Genomic DNA, 26,528 nt, shown 5'->3' on the forward strand with positions numbered 1-26,528 from the left:
AAGCCCGTGTTATCCCTGAACGCCGGCTGACCACGGCTCGTGAGGACCGCTACGACCGCGACGGCAGCGGAAGATCGCCCTCTCCCAGATCCCAGTACAGCCCCGTCATGATCCTCAGGGCCCCCCGCAACAGCCGCGATGGAAGATGCTCGTTGGGCGCGTGCTGCGAGCAGCCGGGATAAGAATGAGGCACCCAGAGGGTGCGCAATCCCAGCACATCGGTAAAAATGTCGTTGGGCAATGAGCCCCCGAGGTTCGGCAGCACGGCGGGCGTTTCGCCGCTCGTTCGAGCGATGGAGGCCGCCGCCCACGTCACCCAGGGGTCGTCGGGGTCAGTGCGTGATGGCCTGAAGAGCGTCCCTTCCGCCAGACGCACGTCCACCATGGGAAAGCCATGGCGATCCAGATGCCGCCGCAACGCGGGCAAGACTTCATCGGCGTCCACGCCGACCACGAAACGCAACTGGCAACGCGCCCAGGCCCGGGGCGGAATCGCATTGACCGGCGTCTCAGGATTCCCGGTCTTGAACGCGAGCACCTCGAAGGAGCTCCAGCCGAAGACCCGTTCCGCCGGCGTCAGGCCCGGCTCCCCCCACGCGTCTTCGACGACGAGGCCATCCACGCCGCCACTGACTTCACAGCCTGCAAGAGCGCGGCGCACTGAATCCGGAAGCTGCGGGGGGACCCAGTCGGGAATGCGGATCTGCCCGGTGTCCGACACGATGCTGGCGATCGCATGGGCGAGCTGGATGCCGGGATTCGAAATCAGTCCGCCCCAATTGCCCGAATGATGGCCGCCCTCGCGCGCGCAGATGCTCAGGTCGAAGTTCAGACAGCCTCGGGCCCCCAGGAAGAGCGTCGGACGTTCGGCGCTGAGCCGGGGCCCGTCCGAAGCAATGAGCACGTGGGCGTCAAAGAGCTCGCGGTTTTCCTCACACAGTTCGCGCAGCCCGGGGGATGCCACCTCCTCGCCCGTCTCGATCAGGTACTTGGCATTGAAACCCAGCGCCCCCCGCTCCTCCAGCACCGACCGGAAAGCCTGAAGATTCACGGAGTGCTGGCCCTTGTTGTCGGCAATGCCGCGGCCATACCAGTTGCCATCCCGGGATGTCAGGGTCCACGGAGACAGGCCGTCCCGCCATTCCGGGTCCAGGCCACGCACCACATCCCCATGCCCGTATCCCAATACCGTGGCGTGGGACGGGTCTTCGATGCGCTGCGCGAACAGGAACGGCCCACGCGCCAGCGGATGCGTCATGATCCGGCAGTCGAACCCCATCTGTTCGAATGCGGCGCGCAGCTCGACATCGAGATAGCGCCTGAGTTCGGCCGTCCGCGCCGGGTTCTGGCTCTCGGTCGGTACGGCGACGCGGCGGGCGAGCGTCTCCCGAAACTCGCCCGAATCGAAAATCCCTTCGGCGTTGGCAATGGCTTGTTCTCGCATGGTGGCTCCTTCCGAGTGACGGTGGCTTAGTGATATCTCTGCTTGACAGTGGCCAGGGTACCCATTAAGTTTGAATTATGCATTCAAATTAGAACGATTGAGACAGCCGCCGCAAAGCGGGCAAGGAGAAAAACGCTCGTGTCCGATTCCGACATAGGGAACGCCTCCTGGCTGACGCCTCCCAGCGAGTATGCGCGACTGCGGGCGCCCGACTGCGCCTGTCCGGATCCTCGGTCCGTCTATGTCCCCATGCGGGACGGCTGCCGCCTCGCCGTCGATTATTACCTGCCACAGTCCCACGACGCGATCCCGGATCCGAGCTTTCCGACGATCGTGATCTTCACGCCCTACTACCGGCGTTTTGCCTTGGCCGACCCCAGTCTGGCGACCGAGCCCACACCGAATATCTGCAAGTACCGCGACTACTTCGTTCCCCGAGGGTACGCGCTCGTCGCGGTCGACGTTCGCGGAACAGGTGCGAGCTTCGGTACGCGCGACAGCTTCCGCTCACCGCGCGAGCGCGAAGACTATGGCGAGATCGCCAGCTGGATTGCCGGGCAGCCCTGGTGCAACGGATCCATCGGCGCAACCGGAATTTCTTATCTGGGCGCCGCCAGCGACTTCCTGGCCAGCACGGGGCACCCTGCCGTCAAGGCGATCGCTCCCATTTCCGCCGTCTGGGACACCTGGGCCGACAATTACTACCCCGGCGGCGTGCTCCTGAACCGGCTGTCGCAAACCTACGATCGCCTCATGACGGCGCTCGATCACGACCGGCGCGAACTCTTGAAAGAGTTCGGCTATTTCAAGGACCCGAACTTCGCGGGCCCGCAACCGGTGGACGAAGACGCCGATGGCGAGCTGCGACGAGCCGCGGTACAAGAGCATCTGGGCAACTTCAGGATGCCGGATTTCATCACGGAGTTTCCCTGTCGGGACGACTCACTGCCCTATGATCGGTCGTTCACGTCGGCAAACTTCAGTCCCTACCATTACCGCGAGGGTATTCGGGACACGGTGGCCGTGCTGTCGATCTCGGGGTGGACCGATGGCGCAGGCTATGCAAACGGGGCCATCTCGCGTTTCCTCACGCTGAATCGGAACCCGCGCCATCTGCTACTGGGGCCATGGGATCACGGTGCGCGCGTCAATACGTCGCCCTGGCGCACTCGGCCGGCGCCGGAATTCAACATCCTGGATCCCATCCTCCGCTTCTTCGACCATTATCTGCGCGGGATGGACACGGGGCTGCAAGATGAACAACCCGTGCATTACTTCAGCGTCCACGAGGAAGCCTGGCACGGCGCGAACGACTGGCCGCCTCACGACGCACAAAGCGTGTTCCACCTGGCGCCCGGCGGGCGCCTGACGACTGAGGCGCAAGCCGACGGCATGGACGACATGCAGGCGGACTTCGCGTTCGGCACGGGCAATCAGACGCGGTACGAGCGCATCGCGGGGCACGACACCCAGAACTATTACACCGACTGGCAGGCCCGCGAGGGACAGCTGCTTTCCTATACCAGCGAGCCCTTGCCGGCCGACGCCGAACTCACCGGCCATGCCGTCGCCGATTTCTGGCTCACATCCAGCGAACCGGATGCTGCGATTCACGCATTCATATCAGAGGTCACCCCGAACGGTAAAGTCCATTACGTCACCGAAGGCCTGCTGCGGGCGCTGCATCGCCACGAAAGCATCGCGCCGGACGCGTGCCGGACATCCTGGCCTTTTCGCGCCTACGCCCGGCGGGACATCCGGCCCATGCCGGCAGGCGTTCCACAAAACCTGCGTTTTGCGCTGCTGCCGGTTTCATGGACTTTTCCAAGGGGCAGCCGTATCCGCCTTTCCATCGCCGGACACGATGCCGACCATTCGATCCAGATTCCACACGGCAGGCCGCCGCGCCTCGCGCTGCTGCGCCAGCCGAAACAGCGCTCTTTGCTCATCCTTCCGTTGCACTTCAAGCCATGATTCACTTCCTGGGACGACCATGAAACGACTGACTCAACTGACATTGACGGGCATTGCCGCGCTGTTTGCGCTTCAGGCTCCCGCACTCGCCGACAAAAGCGACGATACGGTCGTGTGGTCCACGGCCTCCCAGGTCGACACGACCGACCTCTACTACCAGGCGTTGCGCGAGGTCGTCATCACGGCACTGAACATGTGCGATTCGCTGGTGCATCTCAACCCGATCACCCACGAATATCAGCCGCTGCTCGCCGAAAGCTACAAGTGGACCGACGACCACACGCTGGACGTGAAGCTGCGCCAAGGCATCAAATTCTGGAACGGCAAGGATTTCGGCGCCAAGGACGTCGCCTACACGCTGAACCATGCCCGACAGCCCGACAGCGGCGTGACCACGCGGCTCATCGTGGACTGGATCAAGGACGTCCAAGTCGTGGGGCCCTACGAGGTCCGCATCATCGCGAAGGAACCCACCCCCGCGGCGCTCACCTATCTGGCCGACCAGACACCGATCTATCCGGATGGACACTACGACAACGCGCCCGCGCTCTCGAATGCCAAGGGAGACGCCCGAAAGGACTTCGGTGCGGTCCTGCCCATGTGCACGGGGCCCTACATCCTGAAGGATTTCCACTCCGGATCGTCCTTCACGCTCGTGAAGAATCCCGATTATTTCAAGGACAGCCCCAAAGGCCAGCCGCACATCGGCAAACTGGTCTTCAAAACCATTCCCGACACGGACTCGCAGATGGCCGCCATCATGACCCACCAGGTGGACTGGCTGTGGTCGGTGCTGCCCCAGAACGCCAAGCAGCTCGGCGCCGTGCCCGGCATCACCGTCACGGCGGCCCCCACCACGCGGATGTCCTTCCTGTCACTGGATGCCTCGGGGCGTTCGGGACCCAACCCGCTGGAAAAGCTGCAAGTCCGCCAAGCCATCGCGCACGCGATCGACAAGAACGCCATCGCGAAGGATCTGGTCGGCCCTGGCTCGAAGCCCCTGAAATCCATGTGCTACCCGGAGCAGTTCGGCTGCACCGAGGACGTCCGGCAGTATGACTACGATCCGGCACTCGCGAAAAAGCTGCTCGCCGAAGCCGGCTACCCCAATGGCTTCAGCATGCCTTTCTACGCCTACCGGGATCGGCCCTACACCGAAGCGGTGGCCAATTATCTGCGCGCCGTCGGCATCAACACCGATATCCGATTCCTGCAATGGAAGGCGCTTCAGCCGACCATCCGCAAGGGGCAAGTCGCACTCTCGCAGCTTACCTGGGGCTCCCAGGGCATGATGGATACGTCCGCCTCGACCAGCTACTACTTCGAGGGCAGTACCGACGACTATGCGCGCGACAAGCAGGTCACCGACTGGCTGGTGAAGGCCGATCACACGGTGGATTCCGACGAACGCAAGGCCTTGTACAAGAAAGCGCTCTCGCGGATTGCGGACCAGGCGTACTTCATCCCCATCTTCACCTACGGGCGCATCTACGCCATCAACTCGGACCTGAACTACAAGGTCACTCCCGACGAGGCCGCCCACTTCTACATGGCCAGCTGGAAATGATCGTACCCCGCGCGCTGGCGGCCAGTGGCGGCCCGAGGGCCGCCAGCACCCTCATGCAAGGAAGAGCCGGCCGTCATGCTTAGACTCGTCATCCGACGGCTCGCCGTCAGCGCGCTCGTTGTCGTCGTAGTGTCCATGATCGCATTCTCGCTGGTGTACCTCTCCGGGGACCCGGCGGTCGCCATGGCCGGCGAGAATGCCTCTCCATCGGACATCGAAGCCATCCGGACGGACTACGGTTTCGACCGCCCGATGTACGTCCAGTACGGCGCATGGGTGGACAACGTCCTGCACGGCAATCTCGGGCGTTCCTTTTTTCTGCGCGCTCCCGTCTCCCAAATCATCGCGCAACACTTTCCCATCACCGCCACGCTCGGCATCAGCGCGCTCGCGTTCGCGCTGCTTCTGTCGATCCCGCTGGGGGTGCTGGCCGCGCTGCGGCCCAACACGCTGATCGATCGGATCGCGCTCGCCATCGCCGTCGCCGGGCAGGCCATGCCGTCCTTTCTCTTCGGGCTCGCGCTCATCTATGTTTTTGGCGTCAAGCTCGGATGGCTGCCGTTCTCGGGGACCGCTTCCTGGCGCAGCTACGTCCTTCCGGCGATCGCACTGGGCTATTACGCAACCCCCGTCATCATGCGCCTGACCCGTTCGGGCATGCTGGACGCGTTGCAGTCCGATCACGTGCGGACCGCCCGGGCGTACGGACTGTCCACGTGGCGCGTGGTGATCAAGCACGCCTTGCGGCACGCCATCATGCCGGTGCTCGCCCTGAGCGCCGTCCAGCTCGGCTTCATGCTGGGCGGCTCCATCATCATCGAAACAGTGTTCTCCATGAAAGGCCTGGGCTACCTGGCCTGGACCTCCATCCAGCGTTCGGATCTCCAGGTCATCCAGGCCATCCTGCTCATCATTGCCTGCCTGTACGCCCTGCTCACGCTGCTCGCCGATCTGTTGAATGCCTATCTCGACCCCCGCCTGCGCAAGCAGTAGTCCACGACCCAACGTTGCATCCATGGTGGCCACTTCCTCGTCGTACCCCATAGAGCCGGCCCCACCGGCCGTCACCCTTTCCCCACGTCGGATCGCCCTGCGAAGAGCCTTGCGCAATGGCAGCTTCTGGTTCGGCGGCACGGTGCTGCTGCTCATCACCTTGATTGCACTGCTGGCGCCCTGGCTGACCCCTTACGACCCGGCCGCGCAAAACCTGGCGCATCGCCTCATCGTCCCGGTCTGGCAGTCAGGCGGAAGCTGGCTTCACCCCCTGGGAACCGACCTGCTGGGCCGCGACTACCTCGCACGGCTGCTGTTCGGCGCGCGCATCTCGCTGCTGATCGGGTTTTCCACCGTCCTGATATCCGGTTTCATCGGGACCTGCCTGGGGATGGCGGCGGGCTATTGGGGAGGACGCATCGACCTTGCCGTCAATTTCATCCTCACAATCCGGCTCACGCTCCCCGTCGTCCTGGTGGCGCTGGTCGTCGTGGCCGTGATCGGCAACTCGCTCACGCTGCTCATCGTGGTCATAGGCGGACTGCTATGGGACCGCTTCGCCATCGTCACACGCAGTGTGACCCAGCAGCTCGCACGCTCCGAATTCGTCATCGCGGCCCGTTGCATCGGCAGTTCCAGGCGCCGGCTGTTTCTCAAGGAACTCCTCCCCAATCTGACGGGACAGCTCATCGTGGTTGCCTCCATCGAACTGGCCCACGCCATCCTGCTGGAAGCCTCATTGTCGTTTCTGGGTCTCGGGGTGCAACCTCCCTTGACATCATGGGGGCTGATGGTCGCCGAAGCCAAGAGCCAGATCTTTTTCATGCCCTGGATGATCGCCATCCCGGGTGCCGCGCTGGTATTGCTGATTCTCGCCATCAATCTGCTGGGCGACGCCATGCGGGACATCACCACACCGGAAGGACGGGCCTGACATGACGCCTCTGCTGGAAATCAGGAACCTGAACATCGACATAGCCACGGATCATGTGCGGCTCAAACCCATCATAGGTGTGGACCTCACGCTGGAGCGCGGCAAGACGCTCGCCATCGTCGGCGAATCAGGCAGCGGCAAGAGCCTGACGGCCATGGCTGTCATGGGGCTGCTGCCCCGGCGCGCGCAGGTCAGTGCCCAGGCCATCCGCTTCGACGGGAAATCGCTGCTCGGGCTGTCCGACCGGGAGTGGCGATCCATCCGCGGCGACCGCATCACCATGATCTTCCAGGATCCGATGACGGCGCTGGATCCCTGCTATACGATCGGGGCGCAGATGGTCGAGGCGTTGCGCCAGCACCGCCCGATGAGCCCGGCCCAGGCCCGCGCGCATGCGATCAGGCTCCTGGAAACGGCTCGCGTCCCCGACCCTGCCGAACGCTTCCGGCAATACCCGCACCAGCTTTCGGGCGGTTTGCGGCAGCGGGTGGTGATCGCCATGTCGCTCATGTGCGAGCCTGACCTTCTGATCGCCGACGAGCCCACGACGGCGCTGGACGTCACGATACAGGCGCAGATCCTGCAGCTTCTCGCCGACATCCAGAAGGCCTCGGGGGTCGGACTCATCCTGATCACACACGATATCGGCGTGGTCGCCTCCATCGCCGACAACATCGCGGTGATGTACCGGGGCCAGATCGTGGAATACGGTCCCGCACAGGCACTCCTGGCCGCTCCGCTTCACCCATACACCGAGGGACTGCTGCAGTCCATCCCGATCCCGGGCCGCGTGGCCAGGGGCCAGCCTCTGGGCTACATACCGGGCATCGTTCCCCCGCCGATAGAGACTCCCAAGTCCTGCGTTTTCGCGCCGCGATGTCCCTACGTCTCGGCCGCCTGCCGGGCCGCTCCGGTCGCGCTGCGGAGTGTGGACGAGACGCACGCCATGCGCTGCATCCTGCCTCCCGATCCCAGCACCCGAAACGCCGAAGTCTGGACGCGCGCACAGGCGGAGACCGCGCGATGAAAGTGCCGGAGCCAATGCTCGAAATCAAGGGGGCCACACGGGACTACGCTGCCGGCGGGATGTGGCGCAGCCGCAATGTGGTCAACGTGCTGCGCGGCATCGACCTGATCGTCACGGAAGGCGAGATACTCGGTCTGGTCGGGGAATCGGGCTGCGGCAAGACCACCCTCAGCCGGCTGATGCTGGGAATCGAAGAGCCGACATCAGGCACCGTGCGCATCGCGGGACGCGCCATTGCCAGCTATGGCCGTCTCGAGCGCGCCCGGCTGATCCAGCCGGTGTTCCAGGACCCTTACTCTTCGCTCAATCCCCGCATGACGATAGGCGACACCATCGTTGCGCCCCTCGCCATTCAATCCGAAGGCAGCGCGCGCACACGCAGGGAGCATGCGGAGGGGCTGATGGCGGACGTGGGCCTCTCGCCCCATCTGTTCGGCGCGTATCCCGGACAGCTCTCGGGGGGCCAAAGGCAACGCGTGGCCATTGCGCGCGCCCTTGCGATCAAGCCCAAGATCCTGATCTGCGACGAACCCACCTCGGCGCTCGATGTATCCGTGCAGGCGCAAGTCCTCAACCTGATCGCCGCGCTGAAGGAACGCTTCAATCTCACCATCGTCCTCATCAGCCACAATCTGGCCGTGATCCATCACATGGCGCACCGCATCGCAGTCATGCAAACCGGGCAGATCGTCGAACACGGCGACACCGACGCGATCTTCAACCATGCACGGCATCCCTACACCCGGACCCTGCTCGGCGCCATGCTGGTACCCAAGGCGGACCAGCGCCTCCAGAGCGGCTCTCCCTGGACGAACGGCCGTCCCGACGGTCTACAGTTTCTTACCCGTGACATACCCAAGGCCAGACAATGAACAAGCGAGCGCTCGATGAAGCCATCCGATTTTCGATCGACCACGAATCCACCTGGGACCGCGAGGTGACCGAGAACTGGGGCGTGTACCGCAATGATCCGCCCCCCTGGAACCGTCTTATGGGACCGGTACACGCCCGCGGGCCCAATGCGGGGACCATCCTCCTGGATGGCGAGACCATTGCGTCCTGGGGTGAGACTCGGCGTTCCGATCTCACGTTCAGCATCGCGAAAACCTACCTGTCCCTGCTCGCAGGCGTCGCTCACGATCGGGGTCTGCTGCCTGACGTAGACGAGCCGGTCCACGCACGAGTCAGCGGCATCGGATTCGACGAGGGACACAACCGCGACATCACCTGGAAACACCTGCTGCACCAAACCAGCGATTGGGAAGGCGTGTGCTTCGACTTCTCGGACCAGGCGGACCACTACCGGGCGGTGACGTTCGGCAAAAAGCCTGCGGGGAAGAAAGGCGAACTCCGCCCGCGCCAGGCGCCTGGCACGTACTGGGAATACAACGACGTCCGGATCAACCAGTTCTCGCTGGCGCTGCTGCATCTGTTCGGCCGGCCGCTTCCCGAAGTCTTCGAAGAAGCCATCATGCAGCCGGTAGGGGCTCGCGACGACTGGAACTGGGTGGGCTACGACAATTCTTGGGTGGAGCTGAACGGAAAGCGCGTGCAATCCATCCCGGGTGGCACGCACTGGGGCGGCGGCCTTTCGATCAGCGCGGAAGACCAGGCCCGCATCGGGCAGATGCTGCTCGATGACGGGAGAGTCGGCGACCGCCAGGTCCTGTCGTCCGAGTGGATCCGCCGCATGCGTACACCTTGCGACATTGCGCCCTACTACGGATATCTGGTGTGGCTCAACCACGGACGCGCGATCTTTCCCGATCTGCCCGATACCAGCTATTTCGGCATCGGCGCGGGCAGCAATTTCTGCTGGATCGATCCCGACCATCGCATGGTCGTCGTCGTCCGCTGGCTGAACTCTGCCCACGCCAGCACGCTGTTCAGCAAGATCCTGCAGGCCGTGGCCTGAACCGCCCGCAGGCCGCTGCGATTCGCCCGCCACACAATCGCCCGCCGGGGCGATTGTGCGCGCGAGCCGATCACTTCTTCACGAGGGGGCACGCGGATTCGGACAGAGGCACCGATACCAGGCTCGCGGGCAAGGTGCGCAGGATCTTGTAGTAGTCCCACGGACCTTTGGACTCTGCGGGCGTCTTGACCTGGATCAGGTACATGTCATGGGCCATCCACCCATCAGCCCGGACCTTGCCGTTATGCGCGAAGAAGTCGTTCACCGGAATCTCCCGCATCTTCTCGGCCACGGCCTTGCCCTCGGTCGTGCCGGCCGCCTTCACGGCCTTCAGGTAATGCGTGACCGAGGAATACACCCCGGCCTGTACCATCCCCGGCTCACGATGCGTGAGCTTCTCGAACCGTTTGGAAAACGCCCGGCTGGCGTCGTCCCGGTTCCAGTAGAACGGCGTGGTCGCCACCAGACCCTGGGCCTTGTCCAGCCCCAGGGCGTGCACGTCGCTGATCACGATACCCAATGCGACCAGTTTCTGGCCGGCCTTGGTCAGGCCGAATTCAGCGGCCTGCTTGATGCTGTTGCTGGTATCGCCGCCAGCGTTGGCCAGCGCCACCGCCTGGGCCTTGGAGGCCTGTGCCTGCAACAGGAAGGAGGCGAAGTCGGACGCCCCCACCGGGTGGAAGACCTGGCCGACGACCTTCCCGCCGTTCTTGTCCACGACCTTGGTCAGGTCGGCCGCGAGCTGATGGCCGTAGGCGTAATCAGCGCCCAGGATGAACCAGGATTTGGCGCCTTCCTGGACCAGACCTGTTGCTGTGCCAACCGAGGCGGCATAGGTGTCGAAGGCCCAATGGAACCCGGTCGGCGAGCAGGACTTGCCTGTGAGCGCCGATGAGAACGGCCCCGATGCGATGGTGATCTTGTCCTTTTCCTTCGCCAGCCCCTGCACCGCCAGCGCAACCGCCGAGTTGGTCAGGTCGGCGATCATCTCGACATGGTCCAGGTCGAACCATTTCCGGGCAATGGCGGTGCCCACGTCCGTCTTGTTCTGGTGATCGGCCGACACGACCTCGATATCACGGCCCAACACCTTGCCGCCGAAGTCCTCGACCGCCATCTGGGCGGCGATCACCGACGTCTTTCCACCGAAATCCGAATACAGGCCCGACTGGTCGTTCAGCACGCCGATCCGCAGTGGATCCGCGGCACTGGCCATCTGTGGCAACGCAGCCGCCAACGCCAGGCACAGCAGCAATTTCTTCATGTCTCGTCTCCATCCTATGATTGTTTTTTCAGGATCCGCCGAACGGCCCCGTGGGCCAGCCGGATTCCGGATTCGAGATTAGAGTGTCGGAACGACGGGTGTCAACGTTCCGTAGCGTCAACGCTGGCGCTGCCGGAACCCCACGGCACCTGGCCCCAACGACCATCCCGCCCGGAGAATTTCATGACACGCCCCCGCCTGAATGGCCATTGGCTCGCGCACGCCCGGCATGCTCCCCGACTGGAGGCGCGCCTGGCGCTGCCCGACTACGAGCCCGAAGCCCACGGAGCCGGCATCGTGCATCTGGGCCCGGGCGCCTTCCACCGCGCCCATCAGACGGTCTACACCGATGAGGTGCTCGCGCGCCAGGGCGGCGACTGGCGCACGACGGAAATCAGCCTGCGCAGCACCGCGATTGTGGACGACCTCAACGCCCAGGATGGTCTCTATACCCTGCTGGTGCGCGACGGAGACGGCACTCGCGCCCGCGTCATCGGCAGCATCGCCGCCGCCATTGCGGCCAGCCGCGACCCGCAGGCGGCAATGGCGGCGCTCGCCAGCCCCCGGACACGGATCGTCACCGCCACGGTGACCGAAAAAGCCTATGGGATCGACCGAGGCACCCGGCAGGTCCAGCGGGACCATCCCGCCATCGCGCACGATCTCGCTCATCCCGATTCACCCGTCGGGGTCATCGGGCTGCTGCTCCGGGCCATCCGCCAGCGCCGCGCACAGGGGATCGCGCCCTTCACCGTCCTGTGTTGCGACAACCTGCCGAGCAACGGGAGGCTGCTCCAGGCGGGGGTGTGCGACATGGCGCAACGGCTGGATCCTGCGCTGGCATCGTGGATCGCCGCTCACGTGCCCTTTCCCTGTTCCATGGTGGATCGGATCACACCCGCGTCGACCCCGCGGACCCTGGCCGATGCCGCGGGGGCAACGGGGTGCGACGACTTCGCCACCGTGGAGACGGAACCCTTCAGCATGTGGGTGATGGAGGACAACTTTTGCTCAGGCCGCCCCGCCTGGGAAGAGGCGGGTGTGCTGATGGTCGGCGACGTTACGCCCTACGAGCACATGAAACTGAGGATGCTCAACGGTGCCCATTCGCTGCTGGCCTATGCAGGACATGTCGCGGGCTACCCCTATGTGCGGGACGCCATGCGCGACGCGCTCCTGGCACGGACCGTCGATCACTATATGCAGGCTGCGGCCGACACGCTCCAGCCATTGCCCGGAGTGGACTTCGGCCACTACGCAATGAAGCTGCATGAGCGGTTTGCCAACCCGGCGATGGCTCATGAATGCTGGCAGATCGCCATGGACGGGACCGAAAAACTCCCGCAGCGTATTCTGCAGGCCGCCCAGGACTGCCTGGCCGCCGGACGCGACGCCCGCCCGTTTGCGTTCGCGGCGGCCAGCTGGATGCGCTACTGCCTGGGGACGACCGATGCCGGAAAGCGGTATGTGCTGCGCGATCCCCGCGAGGCCGAAATCGCTCGGGCGATACAGGGGCACGAGCGGGATGCGCAGGTGTTGTGCGGCCGTCTGATGGCGCTGCCCGGCCTGTTCCCGGACGCGCTCAAGAACTCCGCCGCCTGGGCCGCTGCTGTTTCAGGCTATCTGCACATCATGCTGGCGCAGGGGATGCGGGCGGCGCTGTCCGCCCAAACCCTAGATAGCTCTCGATGATTCGGGGGTTGCCGGCCAGGTCGGCGGCGGCGCCTTCGAGGATCAGATCACCGGTTTCCAGCACATAGCCGCGATCCGCGACGTGCAGCGCGGCCCGGGCGTTCTGTTCGACCAGCAGGATGGACACGCCGGTGCTGCGCAATTGCGCAATCGTGAGGAAGATCTCGCGGACCACCCGGGGAGCGAGGCCCAGGCTGGGCTCGTCCAGCATGAGCAGCGAGGGACGCGCCATGAGCGCACGGCCCACCGCGAGCATCTGGCGCTCGCCGCCCGACAGCGTGCCCGCAATCTGCGCCGCCCGTTCGCGCAGGCGCGGAAACAGCGTGTAGACCTGATCCAGCGTATCGCGCCAGCCCCGCACACCCGCCCGGTACAGCCTGAAGCCGCCCAGCAACAAGTTGTCCCGCACCGACATGCTGGCAAAGAGTTCGCGGCGCTCGGGCACCAGCGACAGGCCCTGCTCCACCCGGCGCTCGATGTCCCAGCCCTGGATGTTCTGGCCCTGGAACAGGATGGCTCCCTGACTGTGGCCGCGCTGCGGCAGCGCCCCCATGATGGCATTGAGCAGCGTGGACTTCCCGGCCCCGTTGGCACCGATCACCGTGACGATCTGCCCGCGATCGACCCGCAGGTCCAGCGGACTGAGGGCCGCCACCTTGCCATAGTGTGCCGACAGATGCTTGACGGACAGCAGCGTCTCAGAACTCATCGAGGCCCCCGAGATAGGCTTCCAGCACCGCCGGATTGGCCTGGATATCGGCCGGGACCCCTTCGGCCAGCCGCGTGCCGAAGTCCATGACCAGCAGATGGTCGGTGAGCCGCATCACGAAATCCATGTCGTGTTCGACCAGCAGCAGGCTCATCCCTTCGCAGCGCAATTGATCGAGCACCGTCGCCAGCGCCTGCTTTTCCTGATAGCGCAGGCCGGCCGCAGGCTCGTCAAGCAGCAACAGAATGGGATCGCAGCACAGGGCGCGCGCGATTTCGACGATGCGCTGGCGCCCCAGCGGCAGACTGCCCGCCGGCTGATCCATGACGTCGGTCAGACCGACGCGTTCCAGTTGGCGGGCCGCTTCCCGGCGCAACGCGGCCTCGCCGACCCGGTCGAGCCGCAGCGCCGCAGCCACCACGCCGGCGCGCTCGCGCAAATGCGCCCCCAGCATGGCGTTCTCCAGCACGCTCATGTCCGGCAGAAGCTGCACATGCTGGAAGCTGCGCGCAATCCCCATACGGGCGATCTGGCGCGCCGGACGGCCGTCGATGCGCGTCCCCATGAAGCGCACCGACCCTGCCGTCAGCGGCTGCACGCCGGTGATGAGATTGAACGTGGTGCTCTTGCCGGCGCCGTTCGGACCGATGAGCCCCATGATTTCCCCGGCGCGCAGTTCGAAGCTGATGTCGTTGACCGCCACCAGCCCGCCAAACTCCTTGCGTACGTCTTGCACCTGCAAAACCACATCGCCCATGGGTGGCAGCGCGCGGCGGGGGAGTTCCGCGGCCCCAACGGCGGGCGCAGCCGCCGCACGCCGGGGCCTGTCCGTCCCCACCACACGCTCCCAGCCTCTCGCCAGCACCGGCCAGAGGCCATCGCGGGCAAACTGCAGCACCAGGATCATCAGCACTCCGAAGGCCAGGAGCTCCAGATTCGCGCTGGTTCCGATCAAGCCGGGCAGCACATTCTGCAACTGGTCCTTCACGATCAGGATGGTGGCCGTGCCCACCACGGCCCCCCAGACGCTGCCCGAGCCTCCCACCACGGCCATGAACAGATACTCGATCCCGTATCCCAAGCCGAATGGACTGGGGCTCACCGCACGCTGCATGTGAGCATACAGCCAGCCGGACACCCCGCCCAGCAGGGCGGCATACACGAAGATCACGACTTTGTAGTGGCGCAGGTCCACGCCGAAGGATTCGGCCATGGCGCCGCTGCGCAACGCCCGAATGGCGCGGCCCGCCCGCGAGTCCAGCAGATTGTGGGTGCCCCACAGCGCGAGCAGCAGGATCAGCCAGATCAGCATATACATGCGGTCGCTCGCGCCGAGTGACCAACCGCCGAGCGTGATGGGCGAAATGCTGGCAATGCCATCGTAGCGGCCCAGGAAATCCAGATTGCCGTACAGATAGAACAGCGCCAGGCACCAGGCCAGCGTGCACAAGGGCAGATAATGGCCCGAGAGGCGCAGCGTGATGGCGCCCAGCACATAGGCAACCAGGCAGGTCAGCAACAGCCCCGCCACCAGGCCGAACCACGGAGATACCCCCACAGCCGTCGTAAGCCACGCTGTGCAATAGGCCCCGAGACCCACGAACGCCGATTGCCCGAAAGACGTGAGCCCCCCCACGCCCGTCAGGAGCAACAGACCCAGCACGACCAGGCTGTAGAGCCCGATGTAATTCATCTGCGTGATCCAGAACGCGGACACTGGCAGCCACGGCAGGACAGCCAGCGCCAGGACCACCAGCACCAGGAGCGGGCGTACGCGCATGGGCTCAGTCATCCTCGTCCAGATGGACGCTGCCAAATGACCGCCACAGCAGCACGGGGATGATCAGGGTGAACACGATGGCTTCCTTGAAGGGACTGGCCCAGAACGACGAGAAGGACTCCAGCAGCCCCACGAACAGCGCCCCGGCGGCCGCCGCCGGGTAGCTGACAAGGCCCCCGAAGATGGCCGCGACGAATCCCTTCAGCCCGATGATGAACCCGGTGTCGTAATAGATGGTCGTGATGGCCGCAATCAGCATGCCGGAGAGCGCCCCGATGGCCGCCGCCAGCGTGAAGGTCAGGCTGCCTGCAACTCGCGTGCTGATGCCCACCAGGCGCGCGCCGCGGCGATTGACAGCGGTGGCGCGCAGCGCGCGGCCGTACAGCGTGCGGCCAAAGAAGATCCAGAGCCCCCCGATCAGCAGCAGCGTCAGCGCCAGCACCGCGAAGGTCTGCGCCGTCCAGGCCACAGGGCCGAGCTGGATGCTGCCTTCGACCAGGGCAGGCGTGCGCCAGCCCTCGGCGCCGAAGAACAACAGGCCCAGCCCCGTCATCGCGAAATGCACCGCAACCGAAATGATGAGCAGCACCAGCACGCTGGCCTGCTCCACCGGCTGGTAGACCAGCCGATAGATCATGGGGCCCATGGGAATCACCAGCGCCAGCGCAAACACGACCCGGAGCACGAGTGGAACGCCCTGGCCGGCGGCCAGCGGCGCGAGGACCTCCAGCACCAGCGGCAGCAGGAGGGCCCAGACCAGTGTGCGCGGGTAGCCGCGCCAGCGGCGAGCCCGCCAGGCCGAGAAGGCCTCGACCAGGCAGACCAGCACGCCCATGAGCAGCAGCAGATGCGCCGTCCCGGGAACCTTGCCGTTGGCCAGGAACGCGAGCGACAGCGCCCCGAAGGTGACGAACTCGCCCTGCGGGATGAAGATGACCCGCGTGACGAGGAAGACCAGCACCAGTGCCAGTCCCAGCAGGGCATAAATGGCGCCATTCAGAATGCCGTCCTGCAGCAGGATGAGCGCAATGGTCAGGTCCACGAGGCGCCCATCCCGCCATTTCCGTCAAACGACCCCATTACAGGTCCGGCTGATAGGTCCACTTGCCGTCAACCACCTTCACGATGACGCGCCCGCGCTTGTCCAGTCCCGCGTGATCGGTCGGGCTCATGTTGAACACACCCTGAGAAGCCGACAGTTCCTTCACATTTTCGAGGGCGTCGCGCAAAGCCGTGCGGAAAGCGGGCGTGCCGGGCTTGGCACCCGACTTCAGCGCAACCGGAACGGCGCGATTGATCAGTTGTCCGGCGTCCCACATGTGACCGCCGAAGGTATTCACGGAGCCGGCCCCGTACTTGGCTTCATAGGCGTGGACATAGGCCAGCGCGCTTTTCTTGACGGGGTTGCTGTCCGGGAGTTGAGAGGCCACCAACAGCGGACCGGCCGGCAGGATCATGCCGTTGCATGCCTTGCCACAGACCCGCAGCACGTCGTTGTTCGCCGCGCCGTGGGTCTGGTAGATCTGGCCTTTGTAGCCGCGATCGACCAGCTCGCGCTGGGGCAGTGCCACCGGGGTTCCGGAGGCCGCGATCAGGATGCCGTCCGGATGCGCGGCCAGCAGCTTGAGGACCTGGCCGGTCACGCTGGTGTCGGGACGGGCAAACCGCTCGGCGGCAACGACCTTGATGCCCTTGGCTTCGGCGGCGCCTTTCATTTCCTGCAGCCAGCTATCGCCATAGGCATCGCTGAAGCCAATGAAGCCCAGCGTCTTGATGTGCTGCTTGACCATCGCGTCGGCCAGGGCGTGCGCCATCAGCGCGTCGTTCTGCGGGGTCTTGAAGGCCCATTTGCGCGGGCCATCGACGGGTTCCACGATCTTGGCGCTCGCCGCGAGACTGACCATGGGCGTGCCGGTCTCCGCAGCCACGTCCGTCATCGCCAGCGAAGCCGGCGTCACGGTGGAGCCCAGCACCACGTCCACATGGTCGTCCGCCGTCAGCTTGCGGATGTTCTTCACAGCCTGCGTGGTGTCGGTCGCATCGTCCAGCACGATGTACTGGACGGACTCCCCACCGATTTTCTGGGGCAGCAGCGCCACCGTCTTCTGTTCCGGAATGCCGAGCGAGGCGGCCGGGCCGGTCGCCGAAACCGTGACGCCGACCTTGATCTGCGCCGACACGGCCAGCGGCAACGCAGCCAGTACGGCTGCCGCCATCAACGTCGGGCGGAAGATGCGACTCAACTCCATGATTTGTCTCCGTGTGTTTTTGGGCGAACGTGCAATCCATGCCCACGAACCCCAACATTCGCGGCATCCAATCCTGTTTTGGCGGTATCTTATCCCACGCACGCGCAATTTGCTGCCATATCCCCAATCGGCGTCCAAACCCGGCGCCGCGGCACCGATCCGCGTCGATCGGTCGCGCGGGGCGCCCCCGCAACACCCTGATACGCTTCCTGCGGCTGCCTCGCGCCTATCGGTGCCGCGCCGTGCGCAACTCGATTATCATTGAACGGTATCCGACCGAACGATGGACGAGACTTGGACAAGGTCACCCGCACGGACGCGCAGTGGCGTTCGCAGCTTTCTCCCGAAGAGTACGCAGTCACGCGGCTCAAGCATACCGAGAGGCCCTTCACCGGGCGTTATTGGGACAACACCCAACGCGGCACCTACGTGTGCGTGGGCTGCGGCACGCCGTTGTTCGTCTCGGACACGAAGTTCGACGCCGGCTGCGGCTGGCCCAGCTACTTTCAGCCAGTCACCCCCGACTGCGTGCGCGAGCAGCCCGACACCACCCACGGCATGGTCCGCACCGAAGTCCTGTGTGCCACCTGCGAGGCGCACCTGGGGCACGTCTTCCCTGACGGGCCGCCGCCCACGGGTCTGCGCTACTGCATGAACTCCCTCTCGATGAAATTCATCCCGGCCGAATGAAAAAATTCCTGTTCGACCTGTTCCCGCTGATCCTGTTCTTCGTGGCGTTCAAGTTCGCCGACATCTACGTCGCGACGGGTGCGGCCATTGCGGCGGCCATCGTCCAGATCCTGTGGCTGAAGATCACGGGTCGTCTGATCGAGGCGACACACTGGATCAACGTCACCGTGATCGTGGTATTCGGTGGCGCCACCCTGCTGTTTCACGACGATACCTTCATCAAATGGAAACCCACGGTCCTGTACTGGCTCTTCGGCGGCATCCTGCTGGTGACGCGCTTGACCACGGGACGCAACCTGATGCGCAAGCTGATGGGCGAAAAGATCGTGATGCCGGACCGTGCCTGGAACCGGCTCAACGATAGCTGGGCGGTGTTTTTCGCGGCCTCCGGGGCACTCAACCTGTGGGTGGCATTCTCGGGACGCTTCACCGAGGCCCAATGGGTGAACTTCAAGGTCTTCGGCCTGATGATCCTGCTCATCCTGTTCGTGGTGGTGCAGTCGCTGTGGCTGGCACGCCACATCCAGGCCGAAGGCGAATCCTCGCAGGATGGCCCTACGTAAGGGCCGACTGTGTATGATGGCGGGCGAGACCCGATGCCTCATCCGATTCATGCCCAGGCCCTGGTGGCGGGCACTACTCCAACCTAAGGAATTTCATGAAACGTATTGCTGCTTTGGCCCTCGCTTGTGCCATGACGCTGCCCGTCTACGCCAAGGACCTCGTGACCGTCAACGGACAAGGCATCACCCAGGATCAGTATGATCAGTTTGTGGCCCTGCTCATCAGCCAGGGGGCCCAGGACTCGCCGCAGTTGCGTGCCCAGGTCAAGCAGGAAATGATCAACCGCCTCGTGGCGGTCCAGGCCGCCGAGAAGGCCGGCCTGCAAAATGACCCCGCCGTGAAGCAGGAAACCCGGATTGCCGAGCAAAGCATTCTGGTGCGCGCGCTCATGGCCAAATATCTGAAGGACCACCCGGTCAGCGATGCCGACCTGCAAAAGGAATACGACACCCTGAAGGCCCAGCAGGCCGACCGCAAGGAATACAAGCTGCGCCACATCCTGGTGAAGGACGAGGCTCAGGCCAAAGCCATCATCAAGGCCATCAAGTCGAAGAAGACCACCTTCGAAGCAGCCGCGAAGAAAGACTCCATCGACACGGGCAGCGGCAAGAACGGCGGCGAACTGGGCTGGGGGCCGGCAACCAACTACGTGCCCGAGTTCGCCAAGGCCGTCGAAGGCATGAAAAAGGGCGAGCTCAGCGCCACGCCGGTGCAGACGCAATTCGGCTGGCACGTCATCCAGATGGAGGACGAGCGCCCCGTCGCGTTCCCGACATTCGAGGAATCCAAGTCGCAGCTCGAGGAAATGATGCGTCAGCAGTCGCTCGCCGACTATCAAAAGGGCCTGATGAAGGACGCCAAGATCGTGGACAATACCGCGGCCGAGCCGACAACGCCCGCAACGCCGGCGGCTCCCGCGTCCACTCCGGCGAAGTAGGCTTCCCGCACACCGTCGTCACGACAGGGCCACCTTTACGGTGGCCCTGTTTTTTATCGGCGGATGATCCTCGGCGGCGTCACGTCAGCAGCGCCTTCAGGCCTGCTTCATCGATCACGGTCACGCCCAACTCCTCTGCGCGAGCCAACTTGCTGCCGGCGTCTTCGCCAGCCACCACCCAGGAGGTCTTGCGCGACACGGAGCCGCTCACCTTGCCGCCCGCGGCCAGGATGAGCGCCGAGGCCTCGTCGCGCGACAGCGTGGGCAACGTGCCGGTCAACACCAGCGTCTTGCCCGCGAGCGGCTTGCGGCCCCCCGATGCGGCTTCCCGCAGCGGCTCGACACCCGCCTCCTTCAGCGCAACCAGTACATCGCGATTATGCGGCTCGGCAAAGAAGCGGCAGATCGACGCGGCCACAATGGGTCCCACGTCGGGAACCTGCAGCAAGTCATCTTCCGAGGCGTCCAGTATCGCCTCCAGCGAACCAAAATGCCGGGCGATGTCGCGCGCCGTGGTTTCCCCCACATGGCGGATGCCCAGCGCGTAGAGCAGTCGCGACAGGGGCGGATGCCGGCTCCGGTCAATGGCCGTCACCAGATTCTGGGCCGACTTGCGGCCCATGCGTTCGTAAGTAGAGAGCTCCAGTTCCGTGAGGGTATACAGATCCGCCAGCGTATGGACACGGCCTCGCTCCACGAGCTGGTCAATGAGCTTGTCGCCCAGGCCGTCGATATCCAGGGCCTTGCGGCTCGCCGCATGCCAGAGCGTCTGCTTGCGCTGCGCCGGGCAGAACAGCCCCCCCGTGCAGCGGGTCACGGCCTCGCCTTCTGGACGCTCCACCGCCGAGCCGCATTCGGGACAGACTGGACAGGCGGCCATCAGATCGAAGGGTACGGCATCGGCCGGACGCAGCGCCAGCACCGGCCCCACAACTTCGGGAATCACGTCACCAGCGCGCCGCACCACGACCATATCGCCGACGCGCACGTCTTTGCGGCGAATCTCGTCCTCGTTGTGCAACGTGGCGTTGGTGACCGTCACGCCGCCGACGAAGACCGGCTGGAGGCGCGCTACGGGCGTGATCGCACCGGTCCGTCCGACGTGGACGCCGATATCCAGCAGACGGGTGGTCTCTTCCTGAGCCGGGAACTTGTGGGCAATGGCAAACCGCGGAGCCCGGGCGACGAACCCCAGGACCTCCTGCGCCCGGAGCGAATTGACCTTGTAGACCACCCCATCGATATCGAAGGGCAGTTCAGCGCGCCGGGCACCCACGGTCTCATAGAACCGCAGCAACTCGTCCGCCCCGTGACAGAGGCCCCGGCCCGGGCTTGCCACAAAGCCGAATCCCGCCAACCAGTCCAGCATGTCGGCATGCGTCTCGCGCGGCACGAAATCACGTCCGGACGCATCCTCGATCTGGCCCCAGCCATAAGCGTAGAAGCGCAGGGGGCGCACGGCCGTCACACGGGAATCGAGCTGGCGCAGGCTGCCGGCCGCCGCATTGCGGGGATTGACAAAGAGCTTCTCGCCGCGTGCCGCCTGTGCCGCGTTCAGACGCTCGAAATCCGCGTGAGCCATCAGCACCTCGCCCCGCGCCTCCAGCACGGCGGGCGCATCCCCCACCAGCCGCAACGGGACCGAACGCAGCGTACGGATATTGGCGGTAATGTCCTCGCCGTTGACGCCGTCTCCACGGGTCGCCGCCTGGACGAGCAGGCCTCCTTCGTAGCGCAGGTTGACGGCCAGACCGTCGAACTTGTATTCCGCGACGTACTCGACGGCTCTCGATGCCTCGTCAAACAGAGCGCCCTGCACTTCAGCGTGGCCGCTGGCTTCCGCCAGCAGCCCGGCGCGGATGAGAAGGCCGCGGAGGCGCTCGTCGAAGCTGTGGACGTCCTGAGCCTCGAAAGCATTGCCCAGGGACAGCATGCGCACGGCATGGCGCACCGGCCGGAAGCGGGCCAGCGGAGCGGCGCCCACCCGCTGGGTGGGTGAATCGGGAGTCACCCAGTCGGGATGTGCGGACTCCAGCGCCTGGAGTTCCGCCATCAGGCGATCGTATTGTGCGTCGGAAACCAGCGGATCGTTCTCGACGTAATAATGGCGGTTATGCGCGTCGATCTCGGCTCGCAATGCCGCCAGCCGCCCTCGTTCCGGATCGTCCGGCATTACGAGAAGACCCGGGAAGCGCGTTCGGTGCCGGCCAGGAAGCCGGCCTGGTCGAGCTGGTCATACAGCCCACTGATCTGACGATCGATCCCGGCTGCGGAACTGTCCTGGAAGGTGCGGCCCTGATCGTCCAGCACATGGGCATCCAGGCGCGTCGCCAGATCGCGCGCCACCGCCACCATGCGGCTGAAAGCCTGGTCATCGGGCAGGCTATTGGGCACATCCAGCACCAGATCCACCCGATGCAGCGGGGTGCCGTCCGGGCCTGCGGCCTGCAGCACAAATCGGGGCATGCCGTTTTCGGCCATCCAGGCCCACTGGCCGCGAGCCTGCACGAAGCCCACCTCCCGGGCCGCCTCCAGTATCACGGATACTGGTCGGGGCGAGGCAAGCTGCAGCAGCAGGCCGACCTGAGCGTCCATCGCGGCGCAGCGCGTATCCAGTTCCGCCGCCCGCTTGAGCACTTCATCCTGGTCGGGAGCCTCGATCAAGCCTTCGAAACGTTCTGCCAGATTCTGGGCCAAGGTCCACAGGTTCGACCATTCGATCGCGGAGAGCGGTCCGCTGCGATTGGCCAGCACCACCGCAAGCTGCAGCGACACGTAGGATTCGCCGGCCTGCACCTCGGTGCGGTGCCCCCCGGCTTCGGATTCCGCGAACACCCTCACCGGCTTTTTTCCGACCCGAGCGATAGTCCGCAAGGCATCCGCCAAGGATTCTCCGGAGACGGGGCGCGCCAGGGAAATATCGATGACCGCTTCGCAGGTCGGGTCGACTTCGGGGCTGTCGTCCACGGCGGCGGCCGGTGTGCGGTCGCCCGCCCACAGCCCCGGCTCGCGCCTGGAGCCGCCGCTATCCTGCATCAGCACATCGTGGCCAGTCTCGGGCAAGCTGCTGCGCATGCTGCGCCGCACCCGCCAATCCTGCCAGCCGTTATAGAGCAGGACGATGGCAATCAGCACCACCCCGATCGAAATCAGCAAAATCTGCAAATCGCTCATAAGAAATCCCCTGCCTATGCCGTTCAAGCGTCTGCTGTTGCCAATTGCAGGGCAGCATCCATATCGACGGCCACGATGCGCGACACACCCTGCTCCTGCATCGTCACGCCAACAAGCTGGCGGGCGATCTGCATCGCAATTTTATTGTGGGAAATGAACAGGAACTGCGTCTGATCGCTCATACTCTTTACCAAATTTGCGTAACGTTCCGTATTCGCATCATCCAGCGGCGCGTCCACCTCGTCCAGCAGGCAGAATGGCGCGGGATTGAGCTTGAAGAGCGCAAACACCAGCGCCGTCGCTGTCAGGGCCTTTTCGCCCCCCGACAGCAACTGGATGGTCGTATTGCGCTTGCCTGGCGGCTGCGCCATGACCTGGACGCCTGCGTCCAGGATCTCGTCGCCGGTCATGGTCAGCCGGGCCTCTCCGCCACCGAACAGGCGTGGAAAGAGTTCGCCGAAATGCCGATTGACCGTCTCGAACGTCTGGGACAGCAACTCCCGGGTTTCCCGGTCGATCTTGCGGATCGCATTTTCCAGTGTGTCGATCGCCGACAGCAGGTCGGCCCGTTGGGCATCCAGAAAGCCTTTGCGCTCGCGCGCCGCGGTCAGCTCATCGAGCGCGGCCAGGTTGACGGCCCCCAGCGCCTCGATGCGCCGCGAGACTCGCTGCACTTCGGACTGCAGCCAATCGAGATTCCGCCAGGACGCCGGCTGATCGGAGAGTTCGCGTCGCAAGGCGGCGCGGTCGACCCGCCGACCGTCGAGCTGTTCGGCAAACTGCTCCACCGCCAGCCTCGCAGCCTGCTCCTTCAACTGCAGTTCCGTGATGCGCGCCCGCAAGGGGTCCAGCTCACGCTCAAGCATCAGGCGGCCTTCATCAGCCTGCCGCAAGGCAGCGGCCAGCTCGTCCTGCGTAGTTCGGGCCGCCCGCAAGGCGTCTTCGCAGGCCACCCGAGCCGCCAATGCGTCCTGCAACCCGGCCTGGGCTGCCGTTTCGTCGAGCTCGAACAGCTCGCCCTGCAAGGATTCGAGTTCCGTTCCCGAACGACGCGCCTGCTCACCGGCCAACTGCAGCGTCCGCTGCAGCTCCTCCTGGCGGCTGTGCAAGGTACGCACGGCATACTCCGCTTCCTGCGCGGCCCGCTCCCGATCGCGCCCCTGCTGACGCGCCTGCTCCGCACGGCCGGCGACGTCCTCGATCTGAAGATCCAGATCCGCTACCTGCTGCTGCTGGGCCGCCAGCGTCTCGTCCAGTGCCTCGAAGCGCGCCTCGGCCTCATCGCGACGCAAGGCTTGCGCGGTCTGCTGGACACCCAGTTCATCCAGTTCGCGGACGATGCGACGCGCCTGCTCGTCCGACTGTGCCTGTTGTTGCGCCAAGCGATGGTGCAGGAGCTCCGCCTCATGCTGAGTCCGCATGAGCTCGCCGATGCGCTGGCGCGCCGGCTGCAGCTCTGCGGTCAGCGACCGCACCTCGGCGTCCGCACGCGCGTGCGCATCCACCGCCTCATCGACGATGAGCTGCGCCGCCTTCAGTTCGCGAGCCAGATTGTCGATCTGCTGTCGGCGTGCCAGCAGTCCGGTCTGCTCGGACTCGGCTGCGTAGAACCGGACCGCATGGCGCGTCACCACGTGTCCGGCCGCCACCACCCAGGCGGCTCCATCGGAAAGCTCGGCGCGCCGCGACAGCGCCTCGGTCAGATCGCCGGCCACATAGACGTCCCGCAGCCAGACCTGCAAAATGGTCTGAAGAGCCGCATCCCGGGCGTGCACCCACTCCAGCAGGCGGCGCGCGCCCGTCAGCCCCGCAGGCAGTTCCGCCACCTGCGCCGGCGACTGGAAAAACGCCAGCCGGGCCGGGGGGGCATCACCGGTAAACGCCCGGGCATGATCCAGGGTGCGCAATTCCAGTGCATTCATGCGCTCCAGCAACACCGCCTCCAGCGCCGTTTCCCATCCCGGATCCACCTCGATCTGCTGCCACAGGCGGCTGAGTTCACCCAGGCCCTGACGCTGCAGCCACGGCATCAGTGCGTCCTGGGATTGGATCTTTTCCTGCAAGGCGAGAAGCGCCTGGCGGCGGGCATCCAGCCGTTCCAGTTCCGCCCGGGCTTCCTGGCTGGCCCGCAGCGCCTGCCCGCGGCGTGCCTCCAGGTCGGGTTGCCGGTCTTCCAGTTCCAGCAGCCGCGCCTGGGCTTCTTCCAGCCGGGCCGATGCCATCGCCCACTCGCTTTCCCCGCGATCGAGCTCGGCCGGGTCCGGCTCCCCAAGATTCCGACGGTCCGCCTCCAGGCGTTCGCGCCGCTCGTCCAGATGGCGCCACTGACCGTCGGCATCGCGTTGCGACTGCGCCAGCAGGGCCAGGTCCTGCTCGGTGCGCGCCAGCGTGCGCCGGCACGCCTCGCGCTGCGCATTCAGCTCGCGCAGGCGGGCATCCAGGGCTGGCAGACCTTGCTGCGCCACCTGCAGCTCTTCCGACAACTGCTCCGCGCGCGCCCGGGCTTCCTCGATCTGCGCCTGGACGTCTTCGATAGAGGCCCGGCTGTGCGTCTGCTGGTCGCCCCACTCCTGCAGTTGCGCCTGGAGTTGAAGGCGGCGTCCCTGCAGCCGCTGGCGCGCATCCACGACATGATGGATTTCCGCCTCCAGGCGGCTGACCTGCGCGCCGGCGTCATAGAGACGTGCCTGCGCCTGATGCACCTGTTCGCTGGCATCGGCATGGCGGCCGCGGCGCGTTTCCAGGTCGGATTCGAGCGCGCGCAGCCGTGCAATGGCTCCCTCCAGGGAGGCCTGGGCCTGCTCTGTCTCCACGGCGAGCGCCTGGCGGCTCGTGCGCGCAGCCTCTTCGCGCAACAGCCACAGCGCATTCTGCTTGAGTTCGCCCTCAGCCTGCAGGGCGCGGTAGCTCGCTGCCACGCCGGCCTGGGACTCGAGCTTTTCCAATTGGGTGGTGAGCTCGCGGAGAATGTCGTCGAGGCGGACCAGATTCTCGCGGGTGTCGTCCAGGCGATTCCCGGTTTCGCGGCGACGCTCTTTATAACGGGAGACACCGGCGGCTTCTTCGAGATACACGCGCAGTTCTTCCGGGCGGGCTTCGATCAGGCGATTGATCATGCCCTGTCCAATGATGGCGTAACCGCGCGTGCCCAGCCCCGTGCCCAAGAAGATGTCGTGCACGTCGCGGCGCCGCACCGGCTGGTTATTGATGCTGTAGCTGCTCGCGCCATCGCGCGTCAATACGCGTCGTACCGCGATCTCGGCAAAAGTGGCCCACTGACCCGCCGCGCGGCCCAGATTGTTGTCGAAAACCAGTTCCACCGAAGCGCGTGCCGCCGCCTTGCGCTGGCCGGATCCGTTGAAGATCACGTCCTGCATGGAGGCGCCCCGCAGTTCCGAGGCCCGGGTCTCCCCTAGGACCCACCGCACGGCGTCGATGATGTTCGACTTTCCGCAGCCGTTGGGCCCCACCACGCCGACCAATTCACTGGGCGTGGGAATCACGGTCGGATCCACGAAAGACTTGAATCCGGCAAGTTTGATTTGCGTGAGGCGCACGGTAAGTTAGTGTCTCGTATGACCAGCGTATGATAACGCACCAGACTGGCGCCCCGAT

At 65.1% G+C, this 26,528-nt stretch carries 20 protein-coding genes; 11 read left to right on the forward strand and 9 right to left on the reverse strand.

Annotation, left to right across the window (positions count from 1 at the left end; all coding sequences use genetic code 11):
- Positions 1-49: 49 nt before the first annotated feature.
- A complete protein-coding gene (locus ACVCMJ_RS07445) occupies positions 50-1,444 on the reverse strand; it encodes a M20 family metallopeptidase (protein ID WP_447080801.1) in 1,395 nt (464 codons plus the stop codon).
- 138 nt (positions 1,445-1,582) lie between these two features.
- Between ACVCMJ_RS07445 and ACVCMJ_RS07450 the strand changes: the two genes are divergently transcribed.
- The 7 genes from ACVCMJ_RS07450 to ACVCMJ_RS07480 all read left to right on the forward strand — a co-directional run bounded on the left by ACVCMJ_RS07450 (position 1,583) and on the right by ACVCMJ_RS07480 (position 9,854).
- Complete coding sequence (locus ACVCMJ_RS07450) at positions 1,583-3,418, forward strand: CocE/NonD family hydrolase (RefSeq protein ID WP_447080802.1); 1,836 nt, start codon at positions 1,583-1,585, stop codon at positions 3,416-3,418.
- 19 nt (positions 3,419-3,437) lie between these two features.
- On the forward strand, positions 3,438-4,985 hold the full coding sequence (locus tag ACVCMJ_RS07455) for an ABC transporter substrate-binding protein (protein ID WP_447080803.1): 1,548 nt from the start codon (positions 3,438-3,440) through the stop codon (positions 4,983-4,985).
- Between the two features lie 75 nt (positions 4,986-5,060).
- A complete protein-coding gene (locus ACVCMJ_RS07460) occupies positions 5,061-5,978 on the forward strand; it encodes an ABC transporter permease (RefSeq protein ID WP_447080804.1) in 918 nt (305 codons plus the stop codon).
- Between the two features lie 22 nt (positions 5,979-6,000).
- Positions 6,001-6,912, forward strand: coding sequence for an ABC transporter permease (locus tag ACVCMJ_RS07465; protein ID WP_447080805.1), 912 nt, complete (start codon positions 6,001-6,003; stop codon positions 6,910-6,912).
- 1 nt (position 6,913) lies between these two features.
- A complete protein-coding gene (locus tag ACVCMJ_RS07470; RefSeq protein WP_447080806.1) occupies positions 6,914-7,939 on the forward strand; it encodes an ABC transporter ATP-binding protein in 1,026 nt (341 codons plus the stop codon).
- Positions 7,936-8,811, forward strand: coding sequence for an ATP-binding cassette domain-containing protein (locus ACVCMJ_RS07475; RefSeq protein ID WP_447082753.1), 876 nt, complete (start codon positions 7,936-7,938; stop codon positions 8,809-8,811). Before ACVCMJ_RS07470 ends, ACVCMJ_RS07475 begins: the two co-directional genes overlap by 4 nt.
- Positions 8,808-9,854, forward strand: coding sequence for a serine hydrolase domain-containing protein (locus tag ACVCMJ_RS07480; protein WP_447080808.1), 1,047 nt, complete (start codon positions 8,808-8,810; stop codon positions 9,852-9,854). The genes ACVCMJ_RS07475 and ACVCMJ_RS07480 overlap by 4 nt, the downstream gene beginning before the upstream one ends.
- A gap of 70 nt (positions 9,855-9,924) precedes the next feature.
- On the opposite strand, the gene ACVCMJ_RS07485 is transcribed toward ACVCMJ_RS07480, so the two are convergent.
- Positions 9,925-11,118: an ABC transporter substrate-binding protein gene (locus ACVCMJ_RS07485; RefSeq protein WP_447080809.1), complete on the reverse strand. Its 1,194-nt coding sequence runs from the start codon at positions 11,116-11,118 to the stop codon at positions 9,925-9,927.
- A gap of 183 nt (positions 11,119-11,301) precedes the next feature.
- Between ACVCMJ_RS07485 and ACVCMJ_RS07490 the strand changes: the two genes are divergently transcribed.
- A complete protein-coding gene (locus ACVCMJ_RS07490) occupies positions 11,302-12,810 on the forward strand; it encodes a mannitol dehydrogenase family protein (RefSeq protein ID WP_447080810.1) in 1,509 nt (502 codons plus the stop codon).
- On the opposite strand, the gene ACVCMJ_RS07495 is transcribed toward ACVCMJ_RS07490, so the two are convergent.
- Genes ACVCMJ_RS07495 through ACVCMJ_RS07510 form a run of 4 tightly spaced genes read right to left on the reverse strand, consistent with a single transcriptional unit; the run spans position 12,749 to position 17,548 of the window.
- On the reverse strand, positions 12,749-13,519 hold the full coding sequence (locus ACVCMJ_RS07495; RefSeq protein WP_447080812.1) for an ABC transporter ATP-binding protein: 771 nt from the start codon (positions 13,517-13,519) through the stop codon (positions 12,749-12,751). The two genes, ACVCMJ_RS07490 and ACVCMJ_RS07495, sit on opposite strands and share 62 nt — an antisense overlap.
- Entirely contained in the window at positions 13,509-15,299 is a 1,791-nt protein-coding gene (locus ACVCMJ_RS07500) for a branched-chain amino acid ABC transporter ATP-binding protein/permease (RefSeq protein WP_447080813.1), read from the reverse strand. Before ACVCMJ_RS07500 ends, ACVCMJ_RS07495 begins: the two co-directional genes overlap by 11 nt.
- 4 nt (positions 15,300-15,303) lie before the next feature.
- Positions 15,304-16,341 carry a branched-chain amino acid ABC transporter permease gene (locus tag ACVCMJ_RS07505; RefSeq protein ID WP_447080814.1) on the reverse strand — a complete coding sequence of 346 codons (1,038 nt, stop codon included), beginning with the start codon at positions 16,339-16,341 and terminating at the stop codon, positions 15,304-15,306.
- 37 nt (positions 16,342-16,378) lie between these two features.
- Positions 16,379-17,548, reverse strand: coding sequence for an ABC transporter substrate-binding protein (locus ACVCMJ_RS07510; RefSeq protein ID WP_447080815.1), 1,170 nt, complete (start codon positions 17,546-17,548; stop codon positions 16,379-16,381).
- A gap of 294 nt (positions 17,549-17,842) precedes the next feature.
- Between ACVCMJ_RS07510 and msrB the strand changes: the two genes are divergently transcribed.
- From msrB to ACVCMJ_RS07525, 3 genes are all read left to right on the forward strand, one after another.
- Positions 17,843-18,238 (forward strand): peptide-methionine (R)-S-oxide reductase MsrB, encoded by a 396-nt coding sequence (gene msrB, locus ACVCMJ_RS07515; RefSeq protein WP_447080816.1) that lies wholly within the window; start codon positions 17,843-17,845, stop codon positions 18,236-18,238.
- Positions 18,235-18,801 carry a septation protein A gene (locus tag ACVCMJ_RS07520; RefSeq protein WP_447080817.1) on the forward strand — a complete coding sequence of 189 codons (567 nt, stop codon included), beginning with the start codon at positions 18,235-18,237 and terminating at the stop codon, positions 18,799-18,801. The genes msrB and ACVCMJ_RS07520 overlap by 4 nt, the downstream gene beginning before the upstream one ends.
- A gap of 95 nt (positions 18,802-18,896) precedes the next feature.
- Positions 18,897-19,739: a peptidylprolyl isomerase gene (locus tag ACVCMJ_RS07525; protein WP_447080818.1), complete on the forward strand. Its 843-nt coding sequence runs from the start codon at positions 18,897-18,899 to the stop codon at positions 19,737-19,739.
- A gap of 79 nt (positions 19,740-19,818) precedes the next feature.
- Here ACVCMJ_RS07525 and ligA read toward each other — a convergent pair whose 3' ends face one another.
- The 3 genes from ligA to smc are packed head-to-tail and all read right to left on the reverse strand — an operon-like array spanning position 19,819 to position 26,470.
- Entirely contained in the window at positions 19,819-21,912 is a 2,094-nt protein-coding gene (gene ligA, locus ACVCMJ_RS07530) for an NAD-dependent DNA ligase LigA (protein ID WP_447080819.1), read from the reverse strand.
- A complete protein-coding gene (locus ACVCMJ_RS07535; protein WP_447080820.1) occupies positions 21,912-22,913 on the reverse strand; it encodes a cell division protein ZipA C-terminal FtsZ-binding domain-containing protein in 1,002 nt (333 codons plus the stop codon). Before ACVCMJ_RS07535 ends, ligA begins: the two co-directional genes overlap by 1 nt.
- A gap of 23 nt (positions 22,914-22,936) precedes the next feature.
- Positions 22,937-26,470 (reverse strand): chromosome segregation protein SMC, encoded by a 3,534-nt coding sequence (gene smc / locus ACVCMJ_RS07540; RefSeq protein WP_447080821.1) that lies wholly within the window; start codon positions 26,468-26,470, stop codon positions 22,937-22,939.
- Positions 26,471-26,528: the final 58 nt, after the last annotated feature.

The organism is Castellaniella sp. UC4447_H14 (assembly GCF_052978285.1).

What these genes read in the sequence shown, in the direction of transcription:
- ACVCMJ_RS07445 (WP_447080801.1), bottom strand. Translation starts at nt 1,444, where the DNA reads ATGCGAGAACAAGCCATTGCCAACGCCGAAGGGATTTTCGATTCGGGC.
- ACVCMJ_RS07455 (WP_447080803.1), top strand. Translation starts at nt 3,438, where the DNA reads ATGAAACGACTGACTCAACTGACATTGACGGGCATTGCCGCGCTGTTT.
- ACVCMJ_RS07460 (WP_447080804.1), top strand. Translation starts at nt 5,061, where the DNA reads ATGCTTAGACTCGTCATCCGACGGCTCGCCGTCAGCGCGCTCGTTGTC.
- ACVCMJ_RS07465 (WP_447080805.1), top strand. Translation starts at nt 6,001, where the DNA reads ATGGTGGCCACTTCCTCGTCGTACCCCATAGAGCCGGCCCCACCGGCC.
- ACVCMJ_RS07470 (WP_447080806.1), top strand. Translation starts at nt 6,914, where the DNA reads ATGACGCCTCTGCTGGAAATCAGGAACCTGAACATCGACATAGCCACG.
- ACVCMJ_RS07475 (WP_447082753.1), top strand. Translation starts at nt 7,936, where the DNA reads ATGAAAGTGCCGGAGCCAATGCTCGAAATCAAGGGGGCCACACGGGAC.
- ACVCMJ_RS07480 (WP_447080808.1), top strand. Translation starts at nt 8,808, where the DNA reads ATGAACAAGCGAGCGCTCGATGAAGCCATCCGATTTTCGATCGACCAC.
- ACVCMJ_RS07485 (WP_447080809.1), bottom strand. Translation starts at nt 11,118, where the DNA reads ATGAAGAAATTGCTGCTGTGCCTGGCGTTGGCGGCTGCGTTGCCACAG.
- ACVCMJ_RS07490 (WP_447080810.1), top strand. Translation starts at nt 11,302, where the DNA reads ATGACACGCCCCCGCCTGAATGGCCATTGGCTCGCGCACGCCCGGCAT.
- ACVCMJ_RS07495 (WP_447080812.1), bottom strand. Translation starts at nt 13,519, where the DNA reads ATGAGTTCTGAGACGCTGCTGTCCGTCAAGCATCTGTCGGCACACTAT.
- ACVCMJ_RS07500 (WP_447080813.1), bottom strand. Translation starts at nt 15,299, where the DNA reads ATGCGCGTACGCCCGCTCCTGGTGCTGGTGGTCCTGGCGCTGGCTGTC.
- ACVCMJ_RS07510 (WP_447080815.1), bottom strand. Translation starts at nt 17,548, where the DNA reads ATGGAGTTGAGTCGCATCTTCCGCCCGACGTTGATGGCGGCAGCCGTA.
- ACVCMJ_RS07520 (WP_447080817.1), top strand. Translation starts at nt 18,235, where the DNA reads ATGAAAAAATTCCTGTTCGACCTGTTCCCGCTGATCCTGTTCTTCGTG.
- ACVCMJ_RS07525 (WP_447080818.1), top strand. Translation starts at nt 18,897, where the DNA reads ATGAAACGTATTGCTGCTTTGGCCCTCGCTTGTGCCATGACGCTGCCC.
- ligA (WP_447080819.1), bottom strand. Translation starts at nt 21,912, where the DNA reads ATGCCGGACGATCCGGAACGAGGGCGGCTGGCGGCATTGCGAGCCGAG.
- ACVCMJ_RS07535 (WP_447080820.1), bottom strand. Translation starts at nt 22,913, where the DNA reads ATGAGCGATTTGCAGATTTTGCTGATTTCGATCGGGGTGGTGCTGATT.